Source organism: Acinetobacter sp. A22, from assembly GCF_030913345.1.
GTDB lineage: Bacteria > Pseudomonadota > Gammaproteobacteria > Pseudomonadales > Moraxellaceae > Acinetobacter > Acinetobacter junii.
This window is the reverse complement of sequence record NZ_CP133162.1, coordinates 1,545,199-1,571,624: the sequence shown is the minus strand read 5'-3', so window position 1 is coordinate 1,571,624 and position 26,426 is coordinate 1,545,199. Positions and strand designations below refer to the sequence as shown.

Annotated in this window: 22 protein-coding genes and 1 tRNA gene; 15 read left to right on the top strand and 8 right to left on the bottom strand. The window is 37.8% G+C overall.

Annotated elements, in window-relative coordinates; all coding sequences use genetic code 11:
- Positions 1-15: 15 nt before the first annotated feature.
- Positions 16-645, top strand: a complete 630-nt coding sequence (locus Q9Q86_RS07805; RefSeq protein WP_112986685.1) for a cation transporter — start codon at positions 16-18, stop codon at positions 643-645.
- Between the two features lie 72 nt (positions 646-717).
- On the opposite strand, the gene rsmI is transcribed toward Q9Q86_RS07805, so the two are convergent.
- Entirely contained in the window at positions 718-1,557 is an 840-nt protein-coding gene (gene rsmI / locus Q9Q86_RS07800) for a 16S rRNA (cytidine(1402)-2'-O)-methyltransferase (RefSeq protein ID WP_112986686.1), read from the bottom strand.
- A 16-nt stretch (positions 1,558-1,573) separates the two neighbouring features.
- On the opposite strand from rsmI, the gene Q9Q86_RS07795 reads away from it, so the two are divergent.
- The 4 genes from Q9Q86_RS07795 (at position 1,574) to Q9Q86_RS07780 (ending at position 4,582) form a co-directional block, all read left to right on the top strand.
- Complete coding sequence (locus Q9Q86_RS07795) at positions 1,574-2,509, top strand: penicillin-binding protein activator (RefSeq protein WP_112986687.1); 936 nt, start codon at positions 1,574-1,576, stop codon at positions 2,507-2,509.
- Between the two features lie 12 nt (positions 2,510-2,521).
- Positions 2,522-2,926, top strand: a complete 405-nt coding sequence (locus Q9Q86_RS07790) for a YraN family protein (protein WP_004955268.1) — start codon at positions 2,522-2,524, stop codon at positions 2,924-2,926.
- 69 nt (positions 2,927-2,995) lie between these two features.
- Complete coding sequence (locus tag Q9Q86_RS07785; protein WP_004955265.1) at positions 2,996-3,706, top strand: BON domain-containing protein; 711 nt, start codon at positions 2,996-2,998, stop codon at positions 3,704-3,706.
- Positions 3,707-3,709: 3 nt separating this feature from the next.
- Positions 3,710-4,582, top strand: a complete 873-nt coding sequence (locus Q9Q86_RS07780) for an alpha/beta hydrolase (protein WP_004912398.1) — start codon at positions 3,710-3,712, stop codon at positions 4,580-4,582.
- Positions 4,583-4,599: 17 nt separating this feature from the next.
- Here the strand turns inward: Q9Q86_RS07780 and nudC are convergent, their stop codons facing one another.
- The 3 genes from nudC to dnaQ form a co-directional block, all read right to left on the bottom strand.
- Positions 4,600-5,352 carry an NAD(+) diphosphatase gene (nudC, locus tag Q9Q86_RS07775; protein WP_004912396.1) on the bottom strand — a complete coding sequence of 251 codons (753 nt, stop codon included), beginning with the start codon at positions 5,350-5,352 and terminating at the stop codon, positions 4,600-4,602.
- Entirely contained in the window at positions 5,352-6,998 is a 1,647-nt protein-coding gene (locus Q9Q86_RS07770) for a chemotaxis protein (protein ID WP_112986688.1), read from the bottom strand. Before Q9Q86_RS07770 ends, nudC begins: the two co-directional genes overlap by 1 nt.
- 126 nt (positions 6,999-7,124) lie before the next feature.
- A complete protein-coding gene (gene dnaQ, locus Q9Q86_RS07765; protein ID WP_112986689.1) occupies positions 7,125-8,471 on the bottom strand; it encodes a DNA polymerase III subunit epsilon in 1,347 nt (448 codons plus the stop codon).
- A 281-nt stretch (positions 8,472-8,752) separates the two neighbouring features.
- On the opposite strand from dnaQ, the gene Q9Q86_RS07760 reads away from it, so the two are divergent.
- From Q9Q86_RS07760 to Q9Q86_RS07735, 6 genes are all read left to right on the top strand, one after another.
- Positions 8,753-11,998: a LysM peptidoglycan-binding domain-containing protein gene (locus Q9Q86_RS07760; protein ID WP_112986690.1), complete on the top strand. Its 3,246-nt coding sequence runs from the start codon at positions 8,753-8,755 to the stop codon at positions 11,996-11,998.
- A gap of 6 nt (positions 11,999-12,004) precedes the next feature.
- A complete protein-coding gene (locus Q9Q86_RS07755; RefSeq protein WP_112986691.1) occupies positions 12,005-13,843 on the top strand; it encodes an extracellular solute-binding protein in 1,839 nt (612 codons plus the stop codon).
- 24 nt (positions 13,844-13,867) lie between these two features.
- Positions 13,868-14,938, top strand: a complete 1,071-nt coding sequence (yejB, locus tag Q9Q86_RS07750) for a microcin C ABC transporter permease YejB (RefSeq protein WP_112986692.1) — start codon at positions 13,868-13,870, stop codon at positions 14,936-14,938.
- The gene (locus tag Q9Q86_RS07745) at positions 14,938-15,948 is read left to right on the top strand and encodes an ABC transporter permease (RefSeq protein ID WP_112986693.1); all 1,011 of its coding nucleotides are present in this window, start codon (positions 14,938-14,940) and stop codon (positions 15,946-15,948) included. Before yejB ends, Q9Q86_RS07745 begins: the two co-directional genes overlap by 1 nt.
- The gene (locus Q9Q86_RS07740) at positions 15,923-17,509 is read left to right on the top strand and encodes a dipeptide ABC transporter ATP-binding protein (protein ID WP_112986694.1); all 1,587 of its coding nucleotides are present in this window, start codon (positions 15,923-15,925) and stop codon (positions 17,507-17,509) included. Before Q9Q86_RS07745 ends, Q9Q86_RS07740 begins: the two co-directional genes overlap by 26 nt.
- Before the next feature lie 112 nt (positions 17,510-17,621).
- Complete coding sequence (locus Q9Q86_RS07735) at positions 17,622-18,866, top strand: NADH:flavin oxidoreductase/NADH oxidase family protein (protein ID WP_112986695.1); 1,245 nt, start codon at positions 17,622-17,624, stop codon at positions 18,864-18,866.
- Positions 18,867-19,177: 311 nt separating this feature from the next.
- Here the strand turns inward: Q9Q86_RS07735 and Q9Q86_RS07730 are convergent.
- From Q9Q86_RS07730 to pyrC, 3 genes are all read right to left on the bottom strand, one after another.
- A tRNA-Glu gene (locus Q9Q86_RS07730) sits at positions 19,178-19,253 on the bottom strand.
- A gap of 19 nt (positions 19,254-19,272) precedes the next feature.
- Complete coding sequence (rnt, locus tag Q9Q86_RS07725; protein WP_004912370.1) at positions 19,273-19,938, bottom strand: ribonuclease T; 666 nt, start codon at positions 19,936-19,938, stop codon at positions 19,273-19,275.
- Positions 19,923-20,957: a dihydroorotase gene (gene pyrC / locus Q9Q86_RS07720; RefSeq protein ID WP_005402315.1), complete on the bottom strand. Its 1,035-nt coding sequence runs from the start codon at positions 20,955-20,957 to the stop codon at positions 19,923-19,925. Before pyrC ends, rnt begins: the two co-directional genes overlap by 16 nt.
- 162 nt (positions 20,958-21,119) lie before the next feature.
- Here pyrC and Q9Q86_RS07715 point away from each other — a divergent pair, with 162 nt between their 5' ends.
- A complete protein-coding gene (locus Q9Q86_RS07715; RefSeq protein WP_004963058.1) occupies positions 21,120-22,382 on the top strand; it encodes a GGDEF domain-containing protein in 1,263 nt (420 codons plus the stop codon).
- Positions 22,383-22,444: 62 nt separating this feature from the next.
- Here Q9Q86_RS07715 and Q9Q86_RS07710 read toward each other — a convergent pair whose 3' ends face one another.
- The gene (locus tag Q9Q86_RS07710; protein WP_112987622.1) at positions 22,445-23,644 is read right to left on the bottom strand and encodes a L,D-transpeptidase; all 1,200 of its coding nucleotides are present in this window, start codon (positions 23,642-23,644) and stop codon (positions 22,445-22,447) included.
- Between the two features lie 202 nt (positions 23,645-23,846).
- Here Q9Q86_RS07710 and hemE point away from each other — a divergent pair, with 202 nt between their 5' ends.
- The 3 genes from hemE (at position 23,847) to Q9Q86_RS07695 (ending at position 26,412) form a co-directional block, all read left to right on the top strand.
- The gene (hemE, locus tag Q9Q86_RS07705) at positions 23,847-24,920 is read left to right on the top strand and encodes a uroporphyrinogen decarboxylase (RefSeq protein WP_004912363.1); all 1,074 of its coding nucleotides are present in this window, start codon (positions 23,847-23,849) and stop codon (positions 24,918-24,920) included.
- Positions 24,921-24,962: 42 nt separating this feature from the next.
- Positions 24,963-25,757, top strand: a complete 795-nt coding sequence (locus Q9Q86_RS07700; RefSeq protein ID WP_004955231.1) for a DUF817 family protein — start codon at positions 24,963-24,965, stop codon at positions 25,755-25,757.
- Positions 25,758-25,941: 184 nt separating this feature from the next.
- Entirely contained in the window at positions 25,942-26,412 is a 471-nt protein-coding gene (locus Q9Q86_RS07695; RefSeq protein ID WP_004912357.1) for a DUF3015 family protein, read from the top strand.
- The last annotated feature ends 14 nt before the right edge of the window (positions 26,413-26,426 follow it).

Below are 26,426 nucleotides of genomic sequence, written 5' to 3'. Positions count from 1 at the left end.
TCTTAGAGAAAAGTCATGGCAGGATGTGGTTGTAATACAGCGTGTTCCCCAGCAAAAACAATGAGTCCTAAGTTTAGAAAGGCATTATGGATCGCATTAATTTTAAATGCACTTATGTTTTTTGTAGAAATCATCGGAGGAGCGCATGCACAATCTGTGTCTTTATGGGCTGATGCACTAGATTTTGCAGGAGATGCTGCAAACTATGCTATTTCATTAATTGTGCTTTCTATGAGTTTGTATTGGCGAGCAACGGCAGCTTTACTGAAAGGAATCACAATGGCTGCTTTTGGTATCTTTGTGATCATTAAAGTGATTTGGTCATGGTGGATAGGTGTGATACCTGAACCTATGCTAATGGGAGCTATTGGGGTATTGGCATTACTGGTTAATGTGTTTGTTGCCATCATGCTTTATACATTTCGAGATGGTGATGCCAATATGCGTTCCGTATGGTTGTGTAGCCGTAATGATGCGATCGCAAATATTGCGGTAATTTTCGCTGCAGCAAGTGTTTGGGGAACAGGAACCGTCTATCCAGATTTATTGGTCGCTTTTATTATTGCTTATCTCGGTGTGAGTTCAGGATTGAGCGTAATTCAACAGGCGAGATCAGAGCGAAAAATGGATCAAAGTCGAATTTAAAAAAAATGCTAAGTTGATAATCTTTTTAAAAAATGGATGTAGATATTTTCAGTAATCTACATCCATACTATTTTAATCTTGTTGTGTAAGTTCTAAAGCACGTTGGTAGGCAACTTTCTTTTTGATGCCTGTTAAATCAGCTGCCAATTGTGAAGCTGCTTTGACGGAGAGATCTTGTAGTAATCGTTTTAATAAGTCATCTAGCTTATCTTGTTCCATATCTTTTTCAGTCGTAGCACCACCAACGACAACAACGATTTCACCTTTTTCTTGGTTATGATCATTTTGGATAAACGTTACGAGTTCTTTTAACGTCATTTTTTTGATCGTTTCGAAAGTTTTGGTAATTTCGCGAGCAAAACCTACAGGTCGATCTTCACCAAAGACCTGAACCATGTCTTGGATACATGCCAAAATTCGATGAGGTGCTTCGTAGAAAATTAATGTTTGTGTTTCATCTTTAAGCTTTTCAAGTTGGCTAATGCGTTGAGATGCTTTGGATGGAAGAAATCCTTCGAAACTAAAACGATCGCTAGGCAAACCAACAGCACTTAATGCTGCGATCGCTGCGCATGCACCAGGCACAGGAATAACACGTATTCCATGTTCTTGAGCAGCACGAACCAGTTTGAAACCAGGGTCACTAATTAAAGGTGTTCCAGCATCACTGATTAGCGCGACATCTTCACCATTTAACATTTTTTGGAGAAGTTGATCAATTTTGTTACTTTCATTGTGATCATGACACGCAGTTAATTGAGTTGAGATATTATAGTGTTTAAATAACTGTGCAGATTGACGAGTGTCTTCTGCCGCAACTACCGATACAGACTTTAAAATATCAATTGCACGATAGGTAATGTCATCTAAGTGCCCAATCGGGGTTGCTACAACAAATAATTGAGCACTCATAAAAGGTAACTCCCTAATGTATATAAAAAAATATTGGCTGCCACTTTTTTTTGCAGCATTCGTGAGCCCAGCTTATGCGGACATCTTGGTGATTCTACCTGAATCTGGTGCTATGGCGCGAGCGAGTGAAAACATTAAACGTGGTTTCTTGAGTGCTTATGCAGCATCTGGCAGCCAAGAAAAAATAATTTTTGCCGATTCAACTAAAAACAGTATGGATTACATCTTTAAGAAGAAGGTGAATAACAAAATTAAATTGGTCGTTGGTCCTTTGGCTAGAACTGATATTGATGCTGTCATACAACTGGAGCCTAAGCTTCCTGTACTGGCACTAAATGATGTGAATCAACATGCTGAAAATGTGTGGCAATTTAGTTTGTCGAAACAACATGATGCAGCTGCCTTGACCCAATTATTAAAAAACGATCGCGTAAAAAAATTATGGGTTCTGCGTGAGACTGGTACTGAAGCAGCCACAGAATTATTTATGCAGGCTCTTTCGGTAGAATTCGGTTCAGAAATACAAGTTATAGACACTCTGCCTAAAAAAATCTCAAGAAAGGAAGGGTTGTTACTGCTGGGGCATCATCAATGGATTCAACAACTAGGTGAGCTACCTGAAAAGAAAGTCTATGCAACACCATTAAGTATCGAGCAGGGACAGACTATCCCTGTAGGACTTAGCTTTTGTGATACGCCTGCATTGTATAATGGACAATGGGTAGATCTTATTGAAGCGTATAAAGAGCAGCCCGAAAATATGGCATTTCAACGCTTACTTGCATTTGGTGGTGATGCATGGACAATCACTCAATATTTATTGAGTAATCAGAATCAGCAAGAAACTTCATTTATGGGGCGAACTGGTGCAATAAGTTTTAAAGACAATAAAATTTTCAGACAACCAACTTGCTACCAGCAACAAGAGCACGGAATCCAAATCTTAAAATAAGAAATAAATGTCATGACAGAAAACGCAAATGAACTCGGACATTGGGCTGAGCAACAAGCATTAATCTATCTTCAACAATTTCAATATGAATGTGTCGCTCAAAATTACCATTCACGTTATGGAGAAATCGATTTAATTGTAAAACGACAGAATGAGTTGATTTTTGTTGAGATAAAGGCACGATCGGCAGGGAGCTATGCGGAGTCATGTGAAGTGATTACACGCTCGCAACAACGAAAAATAATAAAGACCGCGCAGCAGTTTTTACAGAAAAATCCTGATTATGAGGATTTTGATTGTCGTTTTGATGTGATTTGTTTTGATTTTCCACAGAAAATTGCAAAAACAGTACAACCAGACTTTTCAAAATTGCAGTATGATCAGCAGTGGATTGAACATGCATTTACTTTAGATTGAGCATTAATTTGGTCATTTTGAGATAAATACCTAAGATTGAACAAGTTTGTAGATAGGGAGTCTTGCCAAGTGTTAAAACGTTTAACGATTACGTTACTTTGCGCTGCAAGTTTATCAGGATGTGCGAGTTTTATTTCGGGTGGAACAGGAACTTCACCTGTCGGCACAGATAGTGGGGAACGTAGTCTCGGACAAGTATTTATTGATTCGTCTATCAAGCGTACAGCCAATATTAATTTGTATAAATTAGATCACCGTTTTAAACAGTCCCGCATCAATATTGAAAGTTTTCATAGTAATGTGTTGTTAACGGGGCAAGTACCTGATCCATATTTGAAGCAATTAGCTGAAGATAATCTTCGAGCAATGAGTGATGTCAAAGCTGTACATAACTACATTACTGTTGGTGATAAAGTTGGCTACAACACGATTATGCAAGATGCAACAGTAACCGCAAATACTCGTGGTTTACTGATGAAAGCACCTGTAGTTTCAGATAGTAAAGTGTTGGTACACACTGAAAATGGTGTTCTTTATGTCATGGGACGTCTAAATACTGCGGAAATAAGAGATTTGGATGACGTCTTACAAAAAGTTGGTAATGTGAGTAAAATTGTTACTCTGATTGATAATATTGACCAATCATCTGGAACGATGGCGAGTTCAACCACAGCAACTCCTATGGTGGGTACAGTGACGACACAACCTCTCGTTGAAACTCCAGTAGCAATTGATCCCGATCAGGCAGAACCTGCGACTTCTACACCGACTGTACCCTAATTTATGAAGCAACTTATTCAACAAGTTCAAGAAAATGTGACACGGGCGAAAAGCTTTTATCAAGAGTTTCGTCTGTATGATCTAGCCAGTTACTCAATCAATTATCTGACACCAAAGGATACCTTTGAAAAGGAAGAGCATCTTGCCTATGGTTTAAAGGCAAGACATCGTTTAGACCTTTATCGAACTAAAAATCCTAAAAAGCAGCGACCATTGATTGTGTTCGTGCATGGTGGTTCATGGCAACATGGTAATAAACGTGATTATCTTTTCGTAGGTGAAAGTTTTGCTCGAGAAGGTTTTGATGTTGCTGTTATTAATTATCAACTTGCCCCAGAACAAATTTTTCCTGCATTTGTTGATGATCTTGCTCAAGCAATTCATTATCTAAATCAAAACCAAGCAAAACTTAATATTTCTACTGAAAACATTATATTAATGGGGCATTCCGCGGGTGCTTTTAATGTAATGTCAGTGGTTTATTCTCCGTACGCTCAGAACTTCAAATATACTGATAAGATCAAAGCAATCGTGGGAATGGCTGGTCCATATCATTTTGATTATAAAGATGATCCTCTTTCTGAACATGCCTTTGATCAGCATGTACCGTATAAGCAAGTGATGCCATATTATTTTGTCAATCCGAACAAGATTAAGCACTATTTGTTGATGGCGGAAAACGATCAGTTAGTAGGTAGTCATAATACATTTGATCTGGATAAAGCACTAAGAGAAAAAGGCAATCATAGTCATGTGATGGTGATTCCAAAAACAGGACATATTACCATCGTGGCAACACTTGCAAGTTTTGTCAGTCACTACTTCAAAACGAAACGCACCATTATGCATTTCTTGGAAGAGGCTTTAGAAGACTAAATAAAAAAGCATCTTAATTAAGATGCTTTTTTTTGACCTATGATTTGAGTAATCATACTGTGGGCAATACTGCCTTTGAATGGGATTTCAGGTAATTCATTAAACTTGAAGAACTGAGCGTCACTAATTTCTTCTACTTGCAATTCAATGTCACCCGATTCGTATTCAGCATGAAACGCTATCATTAAGTTACTAGGGAATGGCCAAGGTTGGCTAGACATGTAACGAATATTTTTGAGCTTTAAGCCAACTTCTTCAAGTGTTTCACGTTGTACAGCCTCTTCAAGAGTTTCGCCAACTTCAACAAAACCTGCAATCAAACCATACATATTTGATTTGTTATGAGCGGATTTTGCTAGAAGAATCTCGTCAGTCCCTTTTGTGATCACTGTGATAATACAAGGTTGAACTCGAGGATATTGGTGGTACCCACAAGCAGGGCAAACCATCGCATATTCTCTCGAATGCACCTCGGTCATATGACCACAATGACTACAGAATTTATGGTTACGACGCCACTCAAGTAATTGGACAGCACGGCTTGCTTGTAAGAAATCCGAAGTATCCCATGATTGTATGAGTTCTCTGATCGGAACTAATTGATAGCCCTCTGGAATTGGCTCATCATCAAGAAGATCACGCGCAATTACTTGGTCATCGTGATGAATAGGCAAATCACTTGCTAACTTTTCAACTTGAGGTAACTGTAAATTTTCATCTACTAAGAGCTTTTGATGTTGAAAAATATAAGCAAGTGATAGTTGGGTCATTATGCCGCTGCGCTTTGTAACTGTTGACTGTTTGATAATGCCACATCAAACATAGATTGCAACACAGGTTGTTTGTTCTTTAAGTTATCAACTAATAGATCAAGTCCTGCGACAACATTTAAAATACAGTTAATGTGTTCAGCCTCAAAAGTTTCATTTTGAGCAAGTCGATGTTCTGCAAATTGAACTGCACCTAACAAAGCGGTTTGTTGTGCAGTACTTCCCAAGAATAGGGCAGCACCTGATAGTTCTTTGAGATAAATAGGCAGAGACTCTAAATTGTGTGCTGTAGAGTCTTGAGCGTAAAGACTAAGTGTTTGGGTAAGCGTTTCAATGAGAGTTTTGGTTTCGCTTAATAAAGCTTTGTGAGCTTCATCTAAACGATCCAAAGAGATTTGCATGTTATTCACACGTAATTGTAAACGACTTGAAGTATAGTTACGTTCAAGAATCCCAATAGAATTCATCGAAGCTAAGATACTATTCATTAAATGTTGTACTGATGCTGCATCAGTCAATGTATTTGTTTGGCTGAGTTTTTCTGCTTGCTGCGTCAGTTCTTTTGCCGCTTCATTTAGATTGAGAATTTTAAATACATTTGAGAGCTGATGAAGTTTTTGCTGAAGTTCTTGAGTTTTTTCAGCAGACATATTTTCATGGTTATATTCAATCTCGTTGCGGATTTGAGCCATCTCATCCGTCATTAGTTGGCTAATGGTATGAATGGTTTCGTAGTCTGGTCCGTACAAATGGCGACTCAAAACTTGTAACTGAGTATCACTGAGTAATTCATCACCAATATTAAGTTGTTCACGAATATGATGAGAAAGATCATCTTCTTGACTGATACAAATACTCAAGATATCTGCTAAATCATTTAAGTCAGTTTGAAATGCATTTGGATTAGCAAGAAATTGACCAATATTGGTTTCAATCTTAATAAATGTACGTAAGCGTGCTTCAGTAATCAGTAGAGCTTCAATATGTCCTAAACCTACATTCACAAGTTGCCAATATTGTTGACTTGGCAAACCCGATGCTAAACCAGCCATATAAACCGCAACAAGTTTTAAGCCTTGTAAATCCAAAGGTGTTTCTGCTTGTTTAATCAGTTTGTTTAAGCACAATTTATATAACTGATGGACGTACTGTGATTTTTCTAAATCAGGGGCCTTTGGCAAATCAAAATTTGGCGTAAAGCAATCCAATAAAGGTTGAATCGTTTGACCTTCTTTAGTGATTGGCTTGCCTAATGCTTTTTCTAAACGATTGAGTGTATCTAATAGGAACTGTGGAACTTTAACTTCACGTAAACAAATGAATTCGATATAACGTTTCAGCATGGTTGTGCCTTCGCTCAAAGCCACAACATCACTAGTTTTAATTTGTTCAGGTTGAGCCATGATTTTACGCATAAGCTCAGCAGAGTATTGCGTAATCTGCGATAGGTGTGGGATATCAATCAAGGCTAGAACATTCGTGCATTGTTCAAACTGATTGAGAGCATCATCAATCCCAAATGGCAAGGCTTGTTCTTCGGCAAGAGTATTGACTGCAGTCTCTACCAATTTAATCGAATTATCGATCTCATTTTTTATTATTAATAATGCCGTTGGGTCGAAATGAATCGAGGTTTGGTAAGACATATGACCTACACCTTTCCTAAGTTGTTATATCCATGAACCCTCTATGGAGAGGGTTTAAATCTTTAAGAGTTAATATAACTTAACTTTGAAAGCTTGAAACAAAAAAACCTGAACTTATAAGCAAATTTATTTTGCAAAAAAGCATGGTTTTCCATGTTTTTCTTCGAATTGTTTGACCCAAGTCTCATGTTGCTGAAGTTCATCATCAGTCGGGTAAATAATTGGCAAATCAATTTGTACGCGTTGGCGAGTGGTTTTATTCTGTTGTTGTTCGGTTTGGGATAGGGCATCCATATCAAATGAGACTTGTCCACCTGTCATCGCCAAGTAAACATCAGCCAAAATTTCAGCATCGAGTAATGCACCGTGGAAGGTACGATCGCGAGCAGGAATTTCATAACGACGGACTAAGGCATCAAGTGAATTTTTTTGACCAGGATGCTTGTTTTTAGCAAGGGCGAGTGTATCCGTAACTTCACAAACTTCTGATAATGCTGGAAGCCCCGCGCGTTTAAACTCCATATCTAAGAAGTTCATATCGAAGGTCGCATTATGTGCAATAATTTCAGCACCTTTTAAAAATTCGAAAAGTACATCTGCGATTTCAGCATATTTAGGTTTGTCCGCTAAGAATTCATCAGTGATACCGTGTACATCGACTGAGTCGCCAACTGGTTTTTCTGGGTTAATATAAATATGAATAGAACTACCAGTAAGCTTACGATTAATCATTTCGATTGCACCCACCTCAATGATTCGATCGTTGTCTTGATGATAGAAACCTGTCGTTTCTGTATCTAGAATCAATTGGCGAGGGCCTTGTAGATTTAATTTTGCATCTGTAATTACAATGTATGGGTTTGAAGATTCATTTACAGATTTAACCTCTATAATTTCTTCGATTTGCTCTGTGACTTGTAAATCAATTTCAATCTCTTCAATCAACTCATCTGCTTCTGCATCGAGGTCTAAACCAAAGGGATCATCGAGTAGCCAATCAGATTCAGGCTTTTTTGTATCAGCGTTAGCCTGCGTCATTTTTAAGTTTTGTTTAGCAGTTTGTTCAGCACCCATGTTTGCTAGTTGATCAGCCATTTCATTTCCTGGATGACCCGCATGACCTTTGATCCAGTTCCACTCAATATTTCTATTTGCGCACACGGCGTCTAATTTTTTCCACAAATCAGGGTTTTTAACATCTTTCCAATTTTTCTTTTTCCAACCATGTATCCATTCAGTGATACCTTGTTTTACATAGTTTGAATCTGTCCAGATAATGAGGTGAGCATCGACTGGACAAAAAGAAACACCTTCTATCGCTGCAGTTAATTCCATTCGATTATTGGTCGTTTCTAGCTCACCACCATAAATTTTATGCTCTTCGGTTTCTGTAATGATATAAGCCCCCCAACCACCTAATCCTGGATTGCCTTTACATGCGCCATCTACATAAAGTGTGATTGTTTGAGACATAGTTGAACCTAAAAGTTTAATCGAGAATGGTAGAGCGGATCATCATCAAAATAAGCAGAGTACTTTTTAAAAAGTACAAGCGAAAACAGTGTATCACCCCTTGATTACGGGCGGTATTGTAAAGCTAAATTGCATTGATGAACGTTACAAAACTCATCTTTTTTAATTTCTTGTAACATTTCGATGCGAATCACGTTAAATTATTGCCTTGTCTAAGTGACATGCTTTACTACAATGGCAAATCGAAGAAATAAACTAGCGTGAGTTGACTGGAAGTTTTTATGTATAAATCGACCACATTGGTGTGGCAACAATCTGCAACATCATTATTTAAAATTACTGTACTGACTTCTGCTTTAGCTGCGCTAGGAATCACGACAGGGTGTTCAACTACACCTCAGTCTTCTAAAGTCTCATCATCAAAACAATTAGGTTCTGGCTATTTGGATGCTAGTAGTTTGGATTCGCTTGAGGATTTACTATCAGCAACCGACATGCGTGCAGTAGAGGGTGATCGATTACTGGTTTTAAAACATGGTGATGTGTGGAAACGTATGACTGTTGGATTCAAAATGGATTTAAACCATTGGGATTCACGTATCGAAGCACAGCGTGGTTGGTTTATTTCTCGTCAACCTTATTTAGATCGTTTGAGTGCGCGTGCCAGTCGATATCTTTATCACACTGTTAAAGAAGCTGAACGCCGTGGTATGCCAACGGAATTGGCTTTACTGCCAGTTATCGAAAGTTCATACGATCCAGCAGCAACGAGTAGTGCAGCAGCAGCAGGATTATGGCAATTTATTCCAAGTACTGGACGTATTTATGGTTTACAGCAAACCAGCCTGTATGATGGTCGACGTGACGTAGTTGAATCTACGCGTGCTGCATATGAGTTTTTAGGCAGCTTGTACAATCAGTTTGGATCATGGGAGTTAGCATTAGCTGCTTACAACGCAGGTCCTGGGCGTATTCAACAAGCGATTAACCGTAATAAGGCAGCTGGCTTGCCAACTGATTATTGGTCATTGAAATTGCCACAAGAAACAATGAACTATGTACCTCGTTTCTTAGCAGTTGCTCAAATTATCAAAAATCCAAGTGCTTATGGCGTGGCTTTACCTCCAATTGCCAATCGTCCTCACTTCCGTGAAGTCAGTTTGTCAGCACCTTTAGATCTGAATCAAATTTCATCTATTACAGGTCTAAGCCGTGCAGAGTTATATGCGCTCAACCCTGCATATCGTGGTGAAACGGTTGATCCAACAAGTCCGATGCGTATTTTGATTCCTGCAGATTTGAGTCCATCGATCGATGCAAAACTTCGTTCGGGTAAATCAAATTCTGGTGGCTTCTGGGCGAGCAATCAGACTCCGCCTGCTATGAATAATACATTGAGTACTTCAACGACAACGCGCACAAGTACTGGACAGGCAATTAGACCTTCGACAAAAACACCTCCGCCATTAACGGCAAGCACTACAACGCGTCCAACATCTACCACAACGACTAAGATGAGTACGCCTAAAGGTGCTGATGCATTGGCATCTTTTGCTGCTGCTGCTGATGTACCAAGTGCACCTCGTATTCCAGTGGCGATTACACCTGCGCCTAATGTCAAACCTGTGAATATTGAACCACCAATTTCACTAAAAGAGCGTGAGCAAATCGTTGCAGCGGTAAAAGACGAAGGTGAGAAGAAAACTGTTGCTCAAGTTTTAGAGCCTCAACCTACGCAGGCTGAAAAAGACCAAGTTGTTGCTGAAATTAAAGCAATTGCACCGAAAGGAACTGAAATTGTTGATCCTTTTGATGGCAAGATTAAGCTCACTGCGATCCAAACTAGCCAATCAGTTGCTGATGAAAAAGGTCAAGAAGTCACTAAAGGATTCGCTTATCCAAAAAACTTGGTTGAAGACGAAACGACTGCGAACAGTGATGATGCTAAACGAAACCAAGGTAAACCTTATATTAAAACGGACACCGATGTTGTTGTTGTAGCACCAAAAGGCAAACGTAGTACTTATGTCGTATTACCTGGTGACACATTGGCTATGATTGCACAGAAAAATGGAGTGAACTGGCGTGATATCGCGCAGTGGAACCAAATTGATCCAAATGGAACATTATTTGTAGGTACTAGCTTGTATCTCTATGATGCAAAACCACAAGCTGAAGTTGTGAAAGCAACAGAGAATAAGCCTGATAGCTATGTCGTACAATCAGGTGATAGTCTTACCAATCTTGCTGCTCGTTTTGATTTGACTATCAAACAACTAGCCGATTTTAATAATTTATCAGTTACTGATGGATTATTTGTAGGGCAAAAACTGAGCTTAAAAGAGCCAAAAAATTCAATACGTAGTTCTCAACAAAGTAGTCGTGTGATTGATAAAGTTTCCACTAATAAAAAAGTGGCAACAAAATCATATACTGTGAAACGCGGTGAATATCTCAAATTAATTGCTGATCGTTATGCATTATCAAATCAAGAGTTGGCTGACCTAACTTCAGGTTTGACGGCTACGAGCGATTTGATGGTTGGTCAAAAAATCAATGTACCTCTACATGAGGTATCTAAAGTAGATGAGCCTACTGAATCAAATGCTAAGGTTAACTATAGCAATGTGACAGCTTCAACAAGTTATAAAACTGAAAATTATACTGTTCAACGTGGTGATACCTTATCCAGTATTGCTAGTAAATCGAAAATAACATTGAGTGAACTGGCTGATCTAAATAACTTGAAGTCCAACAGTGGTGTGCGTTTAGGCCAAACCTTGAAGATACCAGCAGGTTCATCTGTTCCAGAGCAGTACGTCGTTCAATCAGGTGATAGTTTAAATGCAATCGCAGGTAAATATGATTTAAGTGTAAATTATATTGCTGATTTGAATGGATTGGAGCGTACTGCTGGATTACGTGTAGGACAACGTTTAAAACTTGCTGGAGATGCACCTTCCAAGTCATCAAATGTCACAGCGACAAAAGTCAAAGATAAAGATGAAACGGCACCTGATATTTACACCGTAAAATCAGGAGATACTTTAAGTAATATCGCTAGTCGTTATTATCTACAGCTCGATTATGTAGCTGCATTAAATGGTTTGTCACGTAACAGTACTGTTCGGATTGGTCAGAAGCTCAAACTTTCTGGTGATGTACCAAAAACAGAAACAGCAAAAGTTGAGTCAAGTAAAACGAGCTCAAGATCTGTTTCTAGTAAAAATACGGAAAAATATACTGTAAAAGCAGGTGAATCCCTCAACAGTATTGCAAATCGTTTTGGTATGTCGAGTCGTGAGTTAGCTGATCTTAATGACTTGAAAGCAAATGCAGGGTTGCAGCGAGGTCAAACAATTTCTGTTCCTAAAGTTGTAACTGAATACAAGGTGAAGCGTGGTGATACCTTAATTGGTTTAGCAAGTAAATATGGTATGGAAACTAGCGCTTTGGCTGAGATGAATGATTTAACGCCAAGTACACAATTGCGTATAGGTGATGTTATTAAAGTGCCAAACCTGTAAGTACTGATGCTTTCATTATCTACAACTCAAAAGCTTAGTCTGTTCGGGCTAAGCTTTTTTGCTCAAACCACATTTGCAGCCCTTCAAACGACACCATACTTAGCGATGCATGTGCAGCCTAAATATGCCAATTTTTCAGTCATGCCATATGCGGATGTTAAAGCACCTAAAGGTGGTTTATTTAGCCAATCCACATTAGGCACTTTCGATAATTTAAATAGTATGAATGGAAAAGGGAGTGCAACAGAGGGCGTGAACTATCTTTTTGATAGTTTAATGGATCGCTCTTTGGATGAGCCACGAGTGATGTATCCACTACTTGCCGAAAAAGTAACTTACGATTCTGACAATCTGAAGTCCGTAATTTTTCACCTGAATCCTCAAGCACGATTTAATAACGGGCAGGCATTAACATCGGATGATGTGAAATTTACTTTTGATACATATCAAACCAAAGCAAATTTTGGTTTGCAGATGTATTTATCAGATTTGGCAAAAACCGAAATTCTATCAAAGCACCAAATCAAATTTATATTTAAATCCAACAAAAATGTTGAAATGCCATTAATTGTGGCGAGTCTTCCAATTTATTCAAAAGCAGATTGGAAAAACAGAGATTTTACTCGCACTACGCTGCAACCTATTATTGGATCAGGGCCTTATATAGTTGATCGTATCGATGCGGGTCGGAGTATTACTTATAAACGCAATCCAAATTACTGGGCAAAAGACCTCGCTGTTAACCGAGGGCGTTATAATTTTGATCGACTAAAATATGTGTATTATCGAAACTTAGAAGTGAGTTTCGAGGGATTTAAATCTCAACAATTTTATTTCTATGAAGAAAAAAATATCCGTAATTGGGTGATGGGGTATAATTTTCCATCTTACCGATCAGGTTGGGTTAAAAAGTATAAGGCTCAATTAAGCACCCCACTGGATATACAAAGTTTAGTATTTAATACACGACGATCACCATTTCAAGATATTTATTTCAGACAGGCATTAACTTATGCCTATGATTTTGAATGGCAAAATAAAGCACTTTTTTTTAATCAAAATAGACGACTACAGAGTTTTTTTGATAATACTGACTTAGCCGCAGTTTCTAAACCGAGTTCTGCTGAGCTGAAGATTTTAAAACCTTATCTAGCGAAGCTGCACCCGATCATCCAACAAGGTGTAGTCGCAGATTGGCGTTATCCTAAGTCAGATGCCAGTGGATTTAATCGTAATAACTTACTACAAGCACAAACAATCCTTAAACAAGCAGGATATAAGATCGTTAATGGTAAATTGCATGATCCGCGAGGTCGATTGATTCAAATAGAATTATTACTTCAACAAGAGAATCCACAACGTGAGCTGATGCCATTCGTGCGTAATTTAAAGCGACTTGGAATACAGGTCAATTTGCGTCAAGTGGATGCCCCGCAGTATATGGAGCGGATACGTCGTCAAGATTTCGATATGATGGTTTTTAAAATGCCGCAGACTTTGACCCCTGGAAAAGAGCAGGCACAATTTTGGGGAAGTAAGGCTGCAAATGAAGCAAATAATTATAACTATGCAGGAATACAATCTCCTGTAATTGATCAAATTATTGGAAAAATAATTGCAGCTAAAAGTCGAGATGAAGTTGTACTCTATACTCGAATTCTAGATCGCTTACTGCGTGCGGGCTATTACCATATTTTGACATATGGTAAACCAGATCGTTGGTTCGCTTATTGGGATATTTATCAGCAACCAAAAACTAAACCAAAACTTTCTGTCGGGTGGGAATATTGGTGGGTTGATGCAAAGAAAGCCAAGATGCTCAATCAATCTTCGATTAAACATTAAATCAAATAATGAAGGATTAAGTTTATGCTTCACTATATTCTGAAAAGAATGATTTTGATGATTCCGACATTATTTTTAATTCTGTTAATCAATTTTATCATCGTACAAATCGCACCTGGCGGCCCAGTTGAGCAAGCCATACAACAAATACAAAATGCTCAAGGATTGGGTGTAAACCCAAATAATTCAAATACGCTGGGTGAATTGGCTCAGTATGAAGGCGCTCGCGGCTTAAGCCCTGAGATGATCGAAAAAATTAAAGCGCAATATGGGTTTGATCAGCCTGCTTATGAACGGTTTTGGATCATGCTCAAAGGATATTTAACCCTTGATTTTGGAACAAGCTTTTTCAAGGATAAAACAGTTGTACAATTACTGTATGAAAAACTTCCTGTTACCTTGTCCTTAGGTATATGGAGTACTTTCCTGATCTATATGATTGCAATTTCGCTAGGGATCAGCAAAGCCAAAAAGAATGGTTTGCTTTTTGACCGTGCGACCTCATTGTTATTGGCAATCAGTTACGCCGTCCCATCATTTGTATTTGCTATTGTACTTGTGGTTTTTTTTGCAGGTGGAAGTTATTGGCAGTGGTTTCCTTTACAAGGATTAGTGTCGGAAAATTTCGAGCATTTAAGCTTTATAGGAAAAGTTAAAGATTATCTTTGGCATATGTGCTTGCCGATTATCAGTATGGTATTGGGAAGTTTTGCTGCGTTGACGTATTTGACGAAATATTCTTTTGTTGAAGAACTTAATAAGCCTTATGTGCTGACAGCAAGATCAAAGGGATTGAATGAAAATCAGGTACTTTTTCGACATGTATTCCGCAATGCGATATTGATTGTTGTTGCTGCTTTACCTGAAACCTTGGTTGGTATTTTCTTTGTTGGTAATTTATTTATCGAAATCATTTTTAATTTGGATGGCGTAGGATTATTGGGTTTTGAAGCGATTACGCAACGTGATTATCCTGTGATTTTTGGTACTTTATTTCTATTTACATTCTTCGGTTTAATTCTTCGCCTTATAGGGGACGTACTTTATCACTGGATAGACCCTCGCATTGATTTTGAATCACGAGGTGGGCGTTGATGTCACCTTTAATGAGAAATCGACTATATCGTTTTAAGCAAAATAAATTAGGATTTTTCAGTTTAATCTTATTTTTGATTATTTTTAGTCTTTCTATCTGCGCTGAGTTTATAGCAAATGATAAACCTCTGCTTGTTAGTTATAAGCAGTCACTCTATTTTCCATTATTCAAAGATTATCCTGAAACAACATTTGGTGGCGTATTTGAAACATCGACTGATTATCAGGATCCTGCTGTAAAACAATTGATCCAACAGCATGGCTGGATGATTTCACCAACTGTAGCTTTTTCATATCAAACTCCAAATTTATCTCTCACTGTTCCTGTACCATCTCAGCCGACATTACAAAATTGGTTAGGGACAGATGATCAAGGTCGTGACGTATTTGCTCGCATCTTGTATGGTCTAAGGGTTTCACTTTTATTTGGAATCGGGCTAACTATAGCGGCAGCTTGCATCGGAATAGTTGTAGGTGCAGTACAAGGGTATTATGGTGGTTGGATTGATCTAATCGGACAGCGACTTTTTGAGGTATGGGGGGGCTTACCCATGCTGTTTATTGTGATGATATTGGTCAGTATGTTTAGCCCAAATGTATATTGGCTCTTTTTAATTATGTTGTTATTTGGATGGACTGAATTAGTAGGATTAGTAAGAGCTGAGTTTTTGAGAGCACGAAATTTAGATTATGTACGCGCTGCTCAGGCTTTAGGTGTCAAAGACCATAATATTATTTTTAAACATATTTTACCAAATGCAATCAGTTCAAGTTTGTCGCAAATACCATTTATGCTTACAGCAAATATTATTGCTTTAACGGCATTAGATTTTCTTGGTTACGGATTACCTGCGGATGCAGCATCGTTAGGCGAGCTGTTGTTGCAAGGGAAAAATAATTTAGATGCACCATGGTTAGTATTGTCTGGCTTTTTTACTTTGGCAATTGTGCTTTCACTTTTGATCTTTATTGGGGAGGCTGCTCGTGAAGCATTTGACCCAAAACAATAATACTGCCTTATTGAAAGTTCAGAAATTAAGTATTGAAAACCAATTAGGTACTAAGCTTGTTGATAATTTCAACTTTGAACTTCATCATTCACAGACTTTGGCGATCGTTGGTGAAAGTGGTGCAGGAAAATCAATAACTTGCCTTGCAATATTAGGATTGTTATCTGATAGCCTTAAAGTAAAAGGTGAGATCCTGTTTGATGGTGTGGATTTGCTTAAAATGAATCAGCATCAATGGCAGCAAATTCGTGGAAAAAAAATTGGGATGATTTTTCAGGAGCCGATGACAGCACTTAATCCATTGCATCGTGTCGAAAAAATCGTTGGAGAGAATTTGTTGTTGCAAGGATTGTCTAAATCTAAAGTCAAAGAAAAGACCCTCGACTTATTAAATGAAGTAGGTTTAGAAGATGCAACTCATCTCTTGAAACGATTTCCACACGAGCTTTCTGGTGGTCAACGGCAGAGAGTCATGATTGCTATGGCATTGGCATTGGAACCTGAAATTTTAATCGCTGATGAACCGACTACAGCTTTGGATGTTGTTTTACAAAGACAAATTCTTGATTTGCTCAAACAATTACAACACCATCATAAAATGGCAATTCTCTTAATTAGTCATGATTTAAGTGTTGTTAAACAATATGCAGATGAAGTTTTAGTTGTTAATCAAGGACGAATTGAACAACAGGGTGGTATAAATGAAATTTTTCAACATCCCAAAACTGAATATACCAAAAGCCTGTTGCACCATGATTTTGGGATTGCACTAGAACAAAATAGTGGAAAAACATTGCTTGAAATTCAAAATCTGTCAGTACGTTATCCGATTCGAAAAGGATTATTCAATCAAATAAAACAATATAAAACAGCTGTTAGTAATATTAGTTTCTCATTAATGTCAGGTGAGGCGTTAGGTATTGTGGGGCAAAGTGCCTCAGGTAAAACATCGCTAGCACTAGCAATTGCTCGACTTATTCCTAGTGAGGGAGAAATAAATTTTGAGACTCAGAATTTAAATCAACTAAATCAAAAACAGTTAAGACCTTTGCGTCAGCAATTTCAAATTGTCTTTCAAGATCCTCTAAGCAGTTTGAATCCTCGATTATCAGTTTTTCAAATTATCGCAGAAGGGCTTGAACTGAGTGCAGTAAAATCAAACCTGATCGAAAATATGATCGATGAGGTGTTAATAAAAGTTGAATTAACTCCTTCTGAAAAATTTAAATACCCACATGAGCTTTCTGGTGGGCAAAGGCAACGAGTCGCCCTGGCTAGAGCCTTGGTTTTGAAACCAAAGTTGTTGATCTTAGATGAACCGACATCAGCTCTTGACCGGATTACACAACAAGCAATTATTTTGCTGCTGCGACGGTTGCAACACCAAGAGCAGATCAGCTATTTAGTGATCAGTCATGACTTACAAGTCATAAAATCCCTCTGCCAAAATGTTTTGGTGATGCATGAAGGTAAAGCTTTGGAATATCAAGCTTCACAAGATTTATTTCGTGATCCTCAAAATGAATACACAGAATTATTGATTGAGGCGAGTTGTATATAGCATTGTAATTAAACTGACATATGTTATTGTCAACTTATCGGAAGATATCTTGACATCAACAATAATCAGATTAAATTAGAGTAATTACTCTAATTTGTAGCAGAGGATGACCATGAGTCAGATTGCAGACAGTATCCAAATTCGCAACACAACATTCAAAAATCGTATTATCAAAGGTGCTATGAGTGAAGCTTTAGCTAATAACGAAGGTCAGCCGAATGATTTACATATTGGATTGTATGAAGCTTGGGCTAAAGGTGGCTTGGGGTGTGCAATTACAGGAAATGTAATGGTTAACATTGCGGCTAAAAATGAGCCAGGTGTCGTTGCGATCGAAACTGAACGTGATTTGGCGAAGTTGCAACAATGGGCTGCGGTAGGCAAAAAATACGGTATGGTACAATTAATTCAGTTGTCACATCCGGGTCGTCAATGTCCAAAAGGATTAAACAAAGAAACAGTAGCACCGTCTGCTGTACCTTTTAGCCCGATGTTAGCAACGATGTTTGGTACCCCACGTGAGTTACGACATGAAGAAATTCTAGATATCATCCAACGTTTCGCTACAGCTGCAGCAGTCTGTGAGAAGGCTGGATTTGAAGGTGTACAGTTACATGGTGCTCATGGTTATTTGATTAGCCAATTTTTATCACCACTAACCAATAAGCGTACTGATGAATGGGGTGGTTCAATTGAGAACCGTATGCGTTTCTTAATTGAAATTTATAAAGCCGTTCGTGCTGCGACTTCAGAAAACTTTATTATTTCGGTAAAACTCAATTCAGCTGATTTCCAACGTGGTGGTATTACTGAAGAAGATGTGATTGCAGTATTTAAAGCAATTGATGCTGCAGGAATTGATATCATCGAGATTTCTGGTGGTACTTATGAAGCACCTGCAATGGCTGGTGCAAAAGCAGAATCACGCAAAGCAAGTACTATTGCACGTGAAGCATATTTCTTAGAGTTCGCTGAAAAGATTCGTCAGCATGTCACATGTAAGTTAATGGTGACAGGTGGTTTCCGTACAGTCGCAGGTATGAATGCTGCACTGGAAAGTGGTGCATGTGATTTTATCGGGATTGCACGACCATTAGCGGTTGAAACAGATTTAACAGATAGCCTAATTGCAGGTAATGATGTGCGTTATGCTGTAAACCAAATTAAAACAGGCATTCCTTTTGTTGATAAAATGGCAATTATGGAAATCATTTGGTATGCGGCACAATTTAAAGCAATTGGTCAGGGTAAAAAACCAAATCCTAAATTATCACCATTACTTGTTTTCTTGAATTATGCTAAAGGCAATATTAAAGCGGTTGTTAAAGGTCGAGTGAATTCGCGTAAGTCAGCATAATATTTTAAGGACGCTTCGGCGTCCTTTTTAATTCCAATCAAAAATGATGCAACCCAAAAAAATATTTGCCGAAATGATCATAAGAACATGCAATTTATTCAATAATAAGGTTAAGACAATCGCTTTTGTTAGATAAACAATTCAATGTGGTCACGATTCTTGAACTTGATGATATGTTGTTTAAATATTAAAAAACTCTGATCGAGAGGAATTTATTTTTAGAGTTGATGCGAATCTGCATAAAGACAGCACAAATTTTTTAATATAAAAAAGCCACTGTCTTAAAGATGATGCAGTGGCTTTTTTGAATTTGGCGTCCCTACGGGGATTCGAACCCCGGTTACCGCCGTGAAAGGGCGATGTCCTAGGCCTCTAGACGATAGGGACTTCTTGAGGTGGGTGTATATTAGGGCTCTGTCACCAAACTGTCAAGAAGGTGGGGTGATAGTTTGTTCAAAATATAGCAAAACAGTTCTGCTGTCTTTTGCGTATCGTATAAAGCAGAGTGAGCTTCTTTACCATCAAACTCAATTCCAGCTTGAATACATGCTCTTGCCAATACAGTTTGTCCAAACATCACCGCGCTAAGCGTGACCGTGTCAAAAACTGAAAAACTATGAAAAGGATTTTGGTTTTTAGTTCCTGAACGTGCGATAGCAGCTTGTAAAAAACCTAAATCAAAGTGTGCATTGTGTCCAACCAGTACAGCATGTGTGCAATGCTGTGCTTTTCGGACTTCATTCAATGATTTAAAAATACGGCGTAAAGCACCGCGTTCATCTTCAGCCATTGCAACACGCATAGGATTGAAAGGATCAATTCCAATAAAGTCTAAAGAACGACGATCGAGATTAGCACCTTCAAATGGATTAATGTGTGCATGAAAAGCAGGACCAGGTATAAATTGTCCCTGTTGATCATAGACAATTGGGATACATGCTATTTCAAGCAAAGCATCCGTTTGTGAGTTAAAACCTGCTGTCTCAACATCGACTACAACAGGTAAGAATCCACGGAAACGTTGACCAATGACAGGAGCTTGGTTTTCTTCGTGTGTCACACTTTTCTCCATTGCAGTGTCTTACCTGCATGAAGTGGGATAATTTTTTGACCATCAAGATAATCAAATGATTCTGCAACGGTATTTTCTTCTTTCACCAACGTAATGGTTGATGTATTTCTTGGCAAGCCATAGAAATCAGCACCGAACATACTTGCAAAACCTTCCAAGCGCTCTAACTTGCCAACTTGATCAAATGCTTGTGCGTAAAGCTCAATCGCATTTGGTGCACTATAGCAGCCTGCACAACCACAAGCATTTTCCTTGGCATTTTGAGCGTGTGGCGCACTATCAGTACCTAAGAAGAATTTTGGACTACCGCTTGTTGCCACTTCTAATAAAGTTGTTTGGTGTGTTTGACGTTTTAAAATCGGCAAGCAATAGAAATGAGGCTTCACACCACCAACCAACATATCATTTCGATTAAAAAGTAAATGTTGAGGTGTAATTGTTGCAGCTACATTACGATCTTGTTCAAGAACAAAATTTGCTGCATCACTGGTCGTGATATGTTCAAGTACGACTTTGAGCTTAGGGAACTGTTTCAATAATGGAGAAAGAATTTCATCCAAGAAACGTTTCTCGCGGTCGAAAATATCTACATGGTTATGAGTTACTTCACCGTGAAGTAATAAAGGGACTTGATGTTCTTCAAGTTGTTCAATGACAGCATAAACTTTGCGAATATCACTAACACCATTATCAGAGTTTGTCGTTGCACCAGCAGGGTAAAGCTTGATTGCATTTACAAATTCTGATTCTTTGATTTTTCTAACTTCATCAGGCGATGTAAAGTCAGTAAAATAAAGCACCATGCGAGGATCAAAATTTAAGCCTTCAGGTACATGAGCAAGAATACGTTCACGATACGCTACAGCTTCTTCTACAGTTTTGACGGGTGGAACAAGGTTCGGCATACAAATCGCACGTGCGAATTGTTTAGCCAAATCGGGTACTGTGCGTTTTAATGCTAAGCCATCACGTAAATGAGCATGCCAATCATCGGGTTGTAAAAGCGTAATAGTATTCAAGGTGAACTTCAAACTTAAAAATAATACAAATAATAATGCATAAAGTGTGAAAATGGTAACTACAATTACGGATAAGTGGTTAAGCAAAGTGCATGACAAAATGAGAAATTGTGTTATTTTTATCCAGCACAAAAATACATCACCATAAGAAGAGTAAAAAGGATGGAAAATCAATATGATCTTGATGAATTACAGAGGTCTAAAGAGGATCTAGAGCAGCTTGTTGCTCGACACTATAAAGGTCAAAAAACACAAAAAACTTTACCAGCAAAACTAGAAGAAGATTTCTGGAAATTTAACATTGATCGCACACGTATTAATGCGATTCAGTTTTTTGGACAAGGTGTCATTACTTACACGATTTTTGTCTTATTAATCTTACCTTCTAACTATTTGGTTATTCGTTCCAGTCCTCATTTTATTGTTGATTTTGTTTATAGCATTTTAAGTTTACTCATCGTTGGTGCAGCATTATTTTTATTTTGGACTTTTTCTAGATTTAGAAAATTGAGCCGACTTTTTTATCCAGTTGCTTGCGTTATTGGCTTTTGCACAATTTTCTTTCCATCTTTATTGATGATGAGTGTGTCTAACGTTGTATTACAGAATCAGGCAATGGTACTGATTGCATTTTTGTATATGTTAGGCTTTATTCTGAGTGGAATAAAACCCAATCATATGCTGTGGATTGGAACACTGGCTGCAGTATGTATTTTATTATCCCTCTATTATTTTAATATACCGTGTGATTTTTTGATGCTTGGGCGCACTTTTATAGGAAGCTTGCTCTTAGGTTTTTCTATCAGCATCATGTTGACCTCAAAAGAAAGAAAACTATTTTTAAAAACTAAAATTTCGGAAATAAATGAGAGAATTCTCCGTTTACAAGCATCAGAACTTTTACATTTAAGCCAGCATGATGAATTAACAAAGGTTTCCAATCGACGAACTTTTGAGGAAATGTTTAGTTATTACTATGACATGGCTTGTAAAGAAAATAAGTCGATGTCAGTTCTGTTTATCGATATTGATTATTTTAAAAATTATAATGACTTTTATGGCCACCAAATGGGAGATCAGGTTATTTCGTCTATAGCGAAGACCATTAAAAGTTCAATTCGGCACATGGACTTTATCGCGCGCTATGGGGGGGAGGAATTTGTTGTATTACTTCCTGAAACATCGGCTCAAGGTGCTTATGCCGTCGCAACGAATATTTATAAAGCAATTGATCGGCAAATGATTCCTCATGAAAAATCATTAGTTTCAAATCATGTCACGATCAGCTTAGGAATTACGGTATTTAATGGTAATCCTAAAATTAGCCAAGAATTATTGATTCATACTGCTGATAAAGCACTTTATAGAGCCAAACAATTAGGTCGAAATCAAATCTATTATCAGCCACTGCCTGTTGTTGAATAATTATAGAATTAAAAAAAGCCGAATCATAAAATTCGGCTTTTTCAATTATGAAATGATTGGAATTATTCAAGGAATTTTACAGTCACACCTGAGCGAACTTTGTTACCCAAATCATTTGCATCCCAGTTCGTTAAACGAATACAGCCATGTGAAGCTGTTTTAGAGATTAATGAAGGACTTGGAGTACCGTGAATACCAAATGATTTTTTACTTAAACCAATCCAAATATTACCCACTGGCGCGTTAGGACCTGGTGGTAAAGAAAGAGGTTTAAGGTTATTACCTTGAACAAAGTTAGACGGTGAATAGCTATACCAAGGATTTTTTGCAACGCCGACTACTTTATACGTACCAGTCGGAGAAGGCGTGTCAGTACTACCAATTGTTGCAGGAAATGAAGCAATCATTTGGTTGCGACTGTTGAAAAGATAAAGCTGACGAGCACCTTTATGTGCAACGATCAAGTGAATATCTTCTGGTAAATCATTACGCACATTGGCAACAATAATTTTTTCACCAGCTTTTTTGAAAGTTGTTGTTGGGTTGATCTTTTTCAAGAAGTTTTCATCCATATGAAACTTCTCACCCAACATTTCTGTTACACGTGTGTAATACAAACCTTTCATTTTTGCTTGTAAAGCATAATCAGAAGGAATTGATTCGGCATATGGACCTTTCAAATCTGCTTCTGTAATTGTGTATTCTACATAAGCTGGTTTAGTTTGTTTCGCAACTAATGCATCCCAAGTTTCCTTGGTAAGTTCACCTGTCGGTGTTAAACCATTCATCTGTTGGAAAGATGCAATTGCTTTTAAAGTGTTTTTACCATTTGAGCCATCAATTGCACCAGGTGAAGCATGTGCATTGTTTAGCATTACATGAGCACGCGCATATACCGGAAATTGACCCTTACCAATATTCTCATACCATTCTGAATTGTTCAGACTGTCTAAAGTCCAAGTAACTTTTGGTGCTGGAGTTGTATTGGTTGTATCAGGAGTATTTTCTAGTTTTGAAGAAACTGCTGAAGCAACACCTGTGTTTACTTGAGGATCAGAAACTGCATTATCAGCGACACTAGATGCTGGTTGAGCAACAACGCTTGAAGCAGCTGAACGTTCTACTGCTAAAGGATCAATCGGATCTTGAACAGGTGCCGAGATTTTTTTTGGATTTAAAGGTTGCTCAGTTGTTGGGGCAGCAAAAGCAACATTGGCAATAATACAACTTAAACTCATAGCGAGTAATGAGCGAACGAACATGTAATTCAACCTTAAGAATTATTCATATTGAGATATAAGATGTTGCAAGTATTACAGAAAATCAGTGAGCTTGCAGTAGCAGTTTTGTGTCTAAGTAAAAAAATAATGTAGGAAGTCTGAATTTTTGTATGGATTTGGAATTATAAAAATTGGGTTAACTTTGTTATCATGCGTTTCACATGAAAAAATTTAGAGATTGGTAATGACAACGTTGAAAAATGATCGTTTTTTACGAGCTTTGCTACGTGAGCCTGTAGACACCACACCAGTGTGGATGATGCGTCAAGCAGGGCGTTATTTACCAGAATATAGAGCAACTCGTTCACAAGCGGGTGATTTCTTATCTCTTTGTAAAAACACTGAATTTGCTTGTGAAGTTACTTTGCAACCGTTGCGCCGCTATGAGTTGGATGCTGCGATTTTATTTTCTGATATTTTGACGGTTCCAGATGCGCTTGGATTAGGGTTGTATTTTGAAACAGGTGAAGGCCCAAAGTTTCATAAAACAGTACGGACAGAGCAAGATGTTGCTAACTTGCCGAAATTAAATTCAAAGTCTGATTTAGCCTATGTGATGAATGCTGTGTCCACGATTCGATCTGCATTAGGTGGTCAGGTCCCTTTAATTGGGTTCTCTGGAAGTCCTTGGACTTTAGCAACTTATATGGTTGAAGGTGGCTCAAGTAAAGAGTTTCGTTTCACTAAAAATATGATGTACGCTCAACCAGAAGTGTTACATGCATTACTTGATCATCTTGCAGATTCAGTAATTGATTATTTGAACGCACAGATCGATGCAGGTGCGCAAGCGATTCAAATCTTTGATAGTTGGGGCGGAGCACTTGCACATCGAGAATATGTGGAATTCTCATTGAATTATATGACAAAGATTATTGCAGGGCTTCAACGAGAAAAAGATGGTCGCCGAATTCCGATTATTGTCTTTACCAAAGGTGGTGGACAATGGTTAGAGACGATGTTAACTACAGGTGCAGATGCATTTGGCTTAGATTGGACGACTCCTCTTTATACTGCACGCGAAGTTGTAAATGGTCGTGCAGCATTACAAGGAAATCTAGATCCAGCGGTACTTTATGGATCAGCAGCATCAATTGAAAAATCTGTAAAAGCGATGCTCGATGACGCTTATAAAAATGGTGAAAAAACAGGATATATTGCAAATCTTGGTCATGGTATTACTCAATGGGTTGATCCAGCTCAGCCGAAGATCTTTGTAGATACTGTCCATGCATACAGCCAGAAATATTTAGGTTAATCCCTTCGAATTTTTCATGATTAAATTGATTAGGATCATTTCGTGCATTTGATTGGATTAGCTTTAAATTTTGGAACTAAGGCAGCTTCGGCTGCCTTATTTGGATTGTTACTTTTAATCGCTTTTGCAGTAACAGCACCGATGGGAAGCCAAGAATATTATGGTTTCTTCCGTTATGATTATCTGTTGTTTTATGCATTGAGCATTCAAGTCTGCCTAATCTATTTAAAGTTAGAATCTTGGGCAGAGGCAAAAGTGATTGCTTTGTTTCATATCATGGCGATGGGGATGGAAATTTTCCTAACCCATCCAGCAATTGCTTCTTGGCAATATCCACAACCTGCAGTATTCAAACTATTAACTGTGCCTCTATTTGCGGGTTTTATGTATTCAGCTGTAGGTAGTTTTTTTGCTCGTTCATTGAGATTATACAAAGTTTCTTTTGAGAACTTGCCAAGATTTGCAAATATGTTGTGTTTGGCAGTTTTATCCTATTTAAACTTTATGACTAAGTTTTTTATTCCAGATTATCGGTTGGTTCTATTTGCATGGAGTATCATTATTTTCTGGAAAACAAAATTATATTTTCAGTTAAGCGATTCACGGTTCAAAGTGCCGATGCTTCCAATCTTACTTTTACTTGCATTTTTGATTTGGATTGCTGAAAACATTAGTACATTTTATAAAATTTGGCTGTATCCAAGCCAAGTCGATGCTTGGCATATGGTGGGATGGGGGAAATTGGGGTCTTGGTATTTATTATTACTCTTAAGTTTGGTTTTGGTATTAAAAATCTTAGGAAAAAGAGATAAAAAAGGTACTTGGCAGTTAAACTAGCTCAAGAGTTAAGTTTAAAATGAAGTGATTATTAACTTCTATATAAATATTTCAACTTTATTTCGAATTTTATTTGCTAAAAAAAGCTAACCTCGTTATTTTAATTCACGTGCGTATAGATTTAATGCTAAGCACGATAGTGATAACAAATACCAATAAATAATTGATACTGGAGATCTTTCCTATGTTAAAAAAAATTGCATTAGCAGCTTTGTTAGCAGCTGGTTCAAGTGTAGCTATGGCAGACAATGATGTTGGTTGTGGTGCTGGTACACAAATTTGGGCAGGACAAAAAGGTATTGCACCTAAAATCCTTGCTGCAACTACAAATGGTATTTTTACTAACCAGTTATTAGGTATTACTTTCGGTACTTTAGGATGCCGTCAAGGTGGAACTGTTACGGCTCAAGTCGTTACATTTACAAATGAAAATGCTGAATCTTTAGCGCGTGATATGGCAGTAGGTCAAGGTGAAAGCTTAAACGTACTTGCTGAACTTATGCAGATCAAAGCAACAGATAAAGCGCGTTTCTTTGCTGTTTCTAAAGCAAATTTTGCTGAAATTTACTCAAGCAAAAATAAAAATACGCTTCAAGTTTTAGATTCTTTACAAAGTGTAATGGCGAAAGACGCTGTACTCAAAGCTTACGTTTAATACGTTTGAACATA

What these genes read in the sequence shown, in the direction of transcription:
- Q9Q86_RS07745 (WP_112986693.1), top strand. Translation starts at nt 14,938, where the DNA reads ATGTCACCTTTAATGAGAAATCGACTATATCGTTTTAAGCAAAATAAA.
- Q9Q86_RS07695 (WP_004912357.1), top strand. Translation starts at nt 25,942, where the DNA reads ATGTTAAAAAAAATTGCATTAGCAGCTTTGTTAGCAGCTGGTTCAAGT.
- Q9Q86_RS07795 (WP_112986687.1), top strand. Translation starts at nt 1,574, where the DNA reads ATGTATATAAAAAAATATTGGCTGCCACTTTTTTTTGCAGCATTCGTG.
- Q9Q86_RS07735 (WP_112986695.1), top strand. Translation starts at nt 17,622, where the DNA reads ATGAGTCAGATTGCAGACAGTATCCAAATTCGCAACACAACATTCAAA.
- Q9Q86_RS07805 (WP_112986685.1), top strand. Translation starts at nt 16, where the DNA reads ATGGCAGGATGTGGTTGTAATACAGCGTGTTCCCCAGCAAAAACAATG.
- Q9Q86_RS07780 (WP_004912398.1), top strand. Translation starts at nt 3,710, where the DNA reads ATGAAGCAACTTATTCAACAAGTTCAAGAAAATGTGACACGGGCGAAA.
- yejB (WP_112986692.1), top strand. Translation starts at nt 13,868, where the DNA reads ATGCTTCACTATATTCTGAAAAGAATGATTTTGATGATTCCGACATTA.
- Q9Q86_RS07790 (WP_004955268.1), top strand. Translation starts at nt 2,522, where the DNA reads ATGACAGAAAACGCAAATGAACTCGGACATTGGGCTGAGCAACAAGCA.
- Q9Q86_RS07760 (WP_112986690.1), top strand. Translation starts at nt 8,753, where the DNA reads ATGTATAAATCGACCACATTGGTGTGGCAACAATCTGCAACATCATTA.
- dnaQ (WP_112986689.1), bottom strand. Translation starts at nt 8,471, where the DNA reads ATGTCTCAAACAATCACACTTTATGTAGATGGCGCATGTAAAGGCAAT.
- Q9Q86_RS07755 (WP_112986691.1), top strand. Translation starts at nt 12,005, where the DNA reads ATGCTTTCATTATCTACAACTCAAAAGCTTAGTCTGTTCGGGCTAAGC.
- rsmI (WP_112986686.1), bottom strand. Translation starts at nt 1,557, where the DNA reads ATGAGTGCTCAATTATTTGTTGTAGCAACCCCGATTGGGCACTTAGAT.
- nudC (WP_004912396.1), bottom strand. Translation starts at nt 5,352, where the DNA reads ATGACCCAACTATCACTTGCTTATATTTTTCAACATCAAAAGCTCTTA.
- Q9Q86_RS07770 (WP_112986688.1), bottom strand. Translation starts at nt 6,998, where the DNA reads ATGTCTTACCAAACCTCGATTCATTTCGACCCAACGGCATTATTAATA.
- rnt (WP_004912370.1), bottom strand. Translation starts at nt 19,938, where the DNA reads ATGGAGAAAAGTGTGACACACGAAGAAAACCAAGCTCCTGTCATTGGT.
- Q9Q86_RS07715 (WP_004963058.1), top strand. Translation starts at nt 21,120, where the DNA reads ATGGAAAATCAATATGATCTTGATGAATTACAGAGGTCTAAAGAGGAT.
- Q9Q86_RS07710 (WP_112987622.1), bottom strand. Translation starts at nt 23,644, where the DNA reads ATGTTCGTTCGCTCATTACTCGCTATGAGTTTAAGTTGTATTATTGCC.
- hemE (WP_004912363.1), top strand. Translation starts at nt 23,847, where the DNA reads ATGACAACGTTGAAAAATGATCGTTTTTTACGAGCTTTGCTACGTGAG.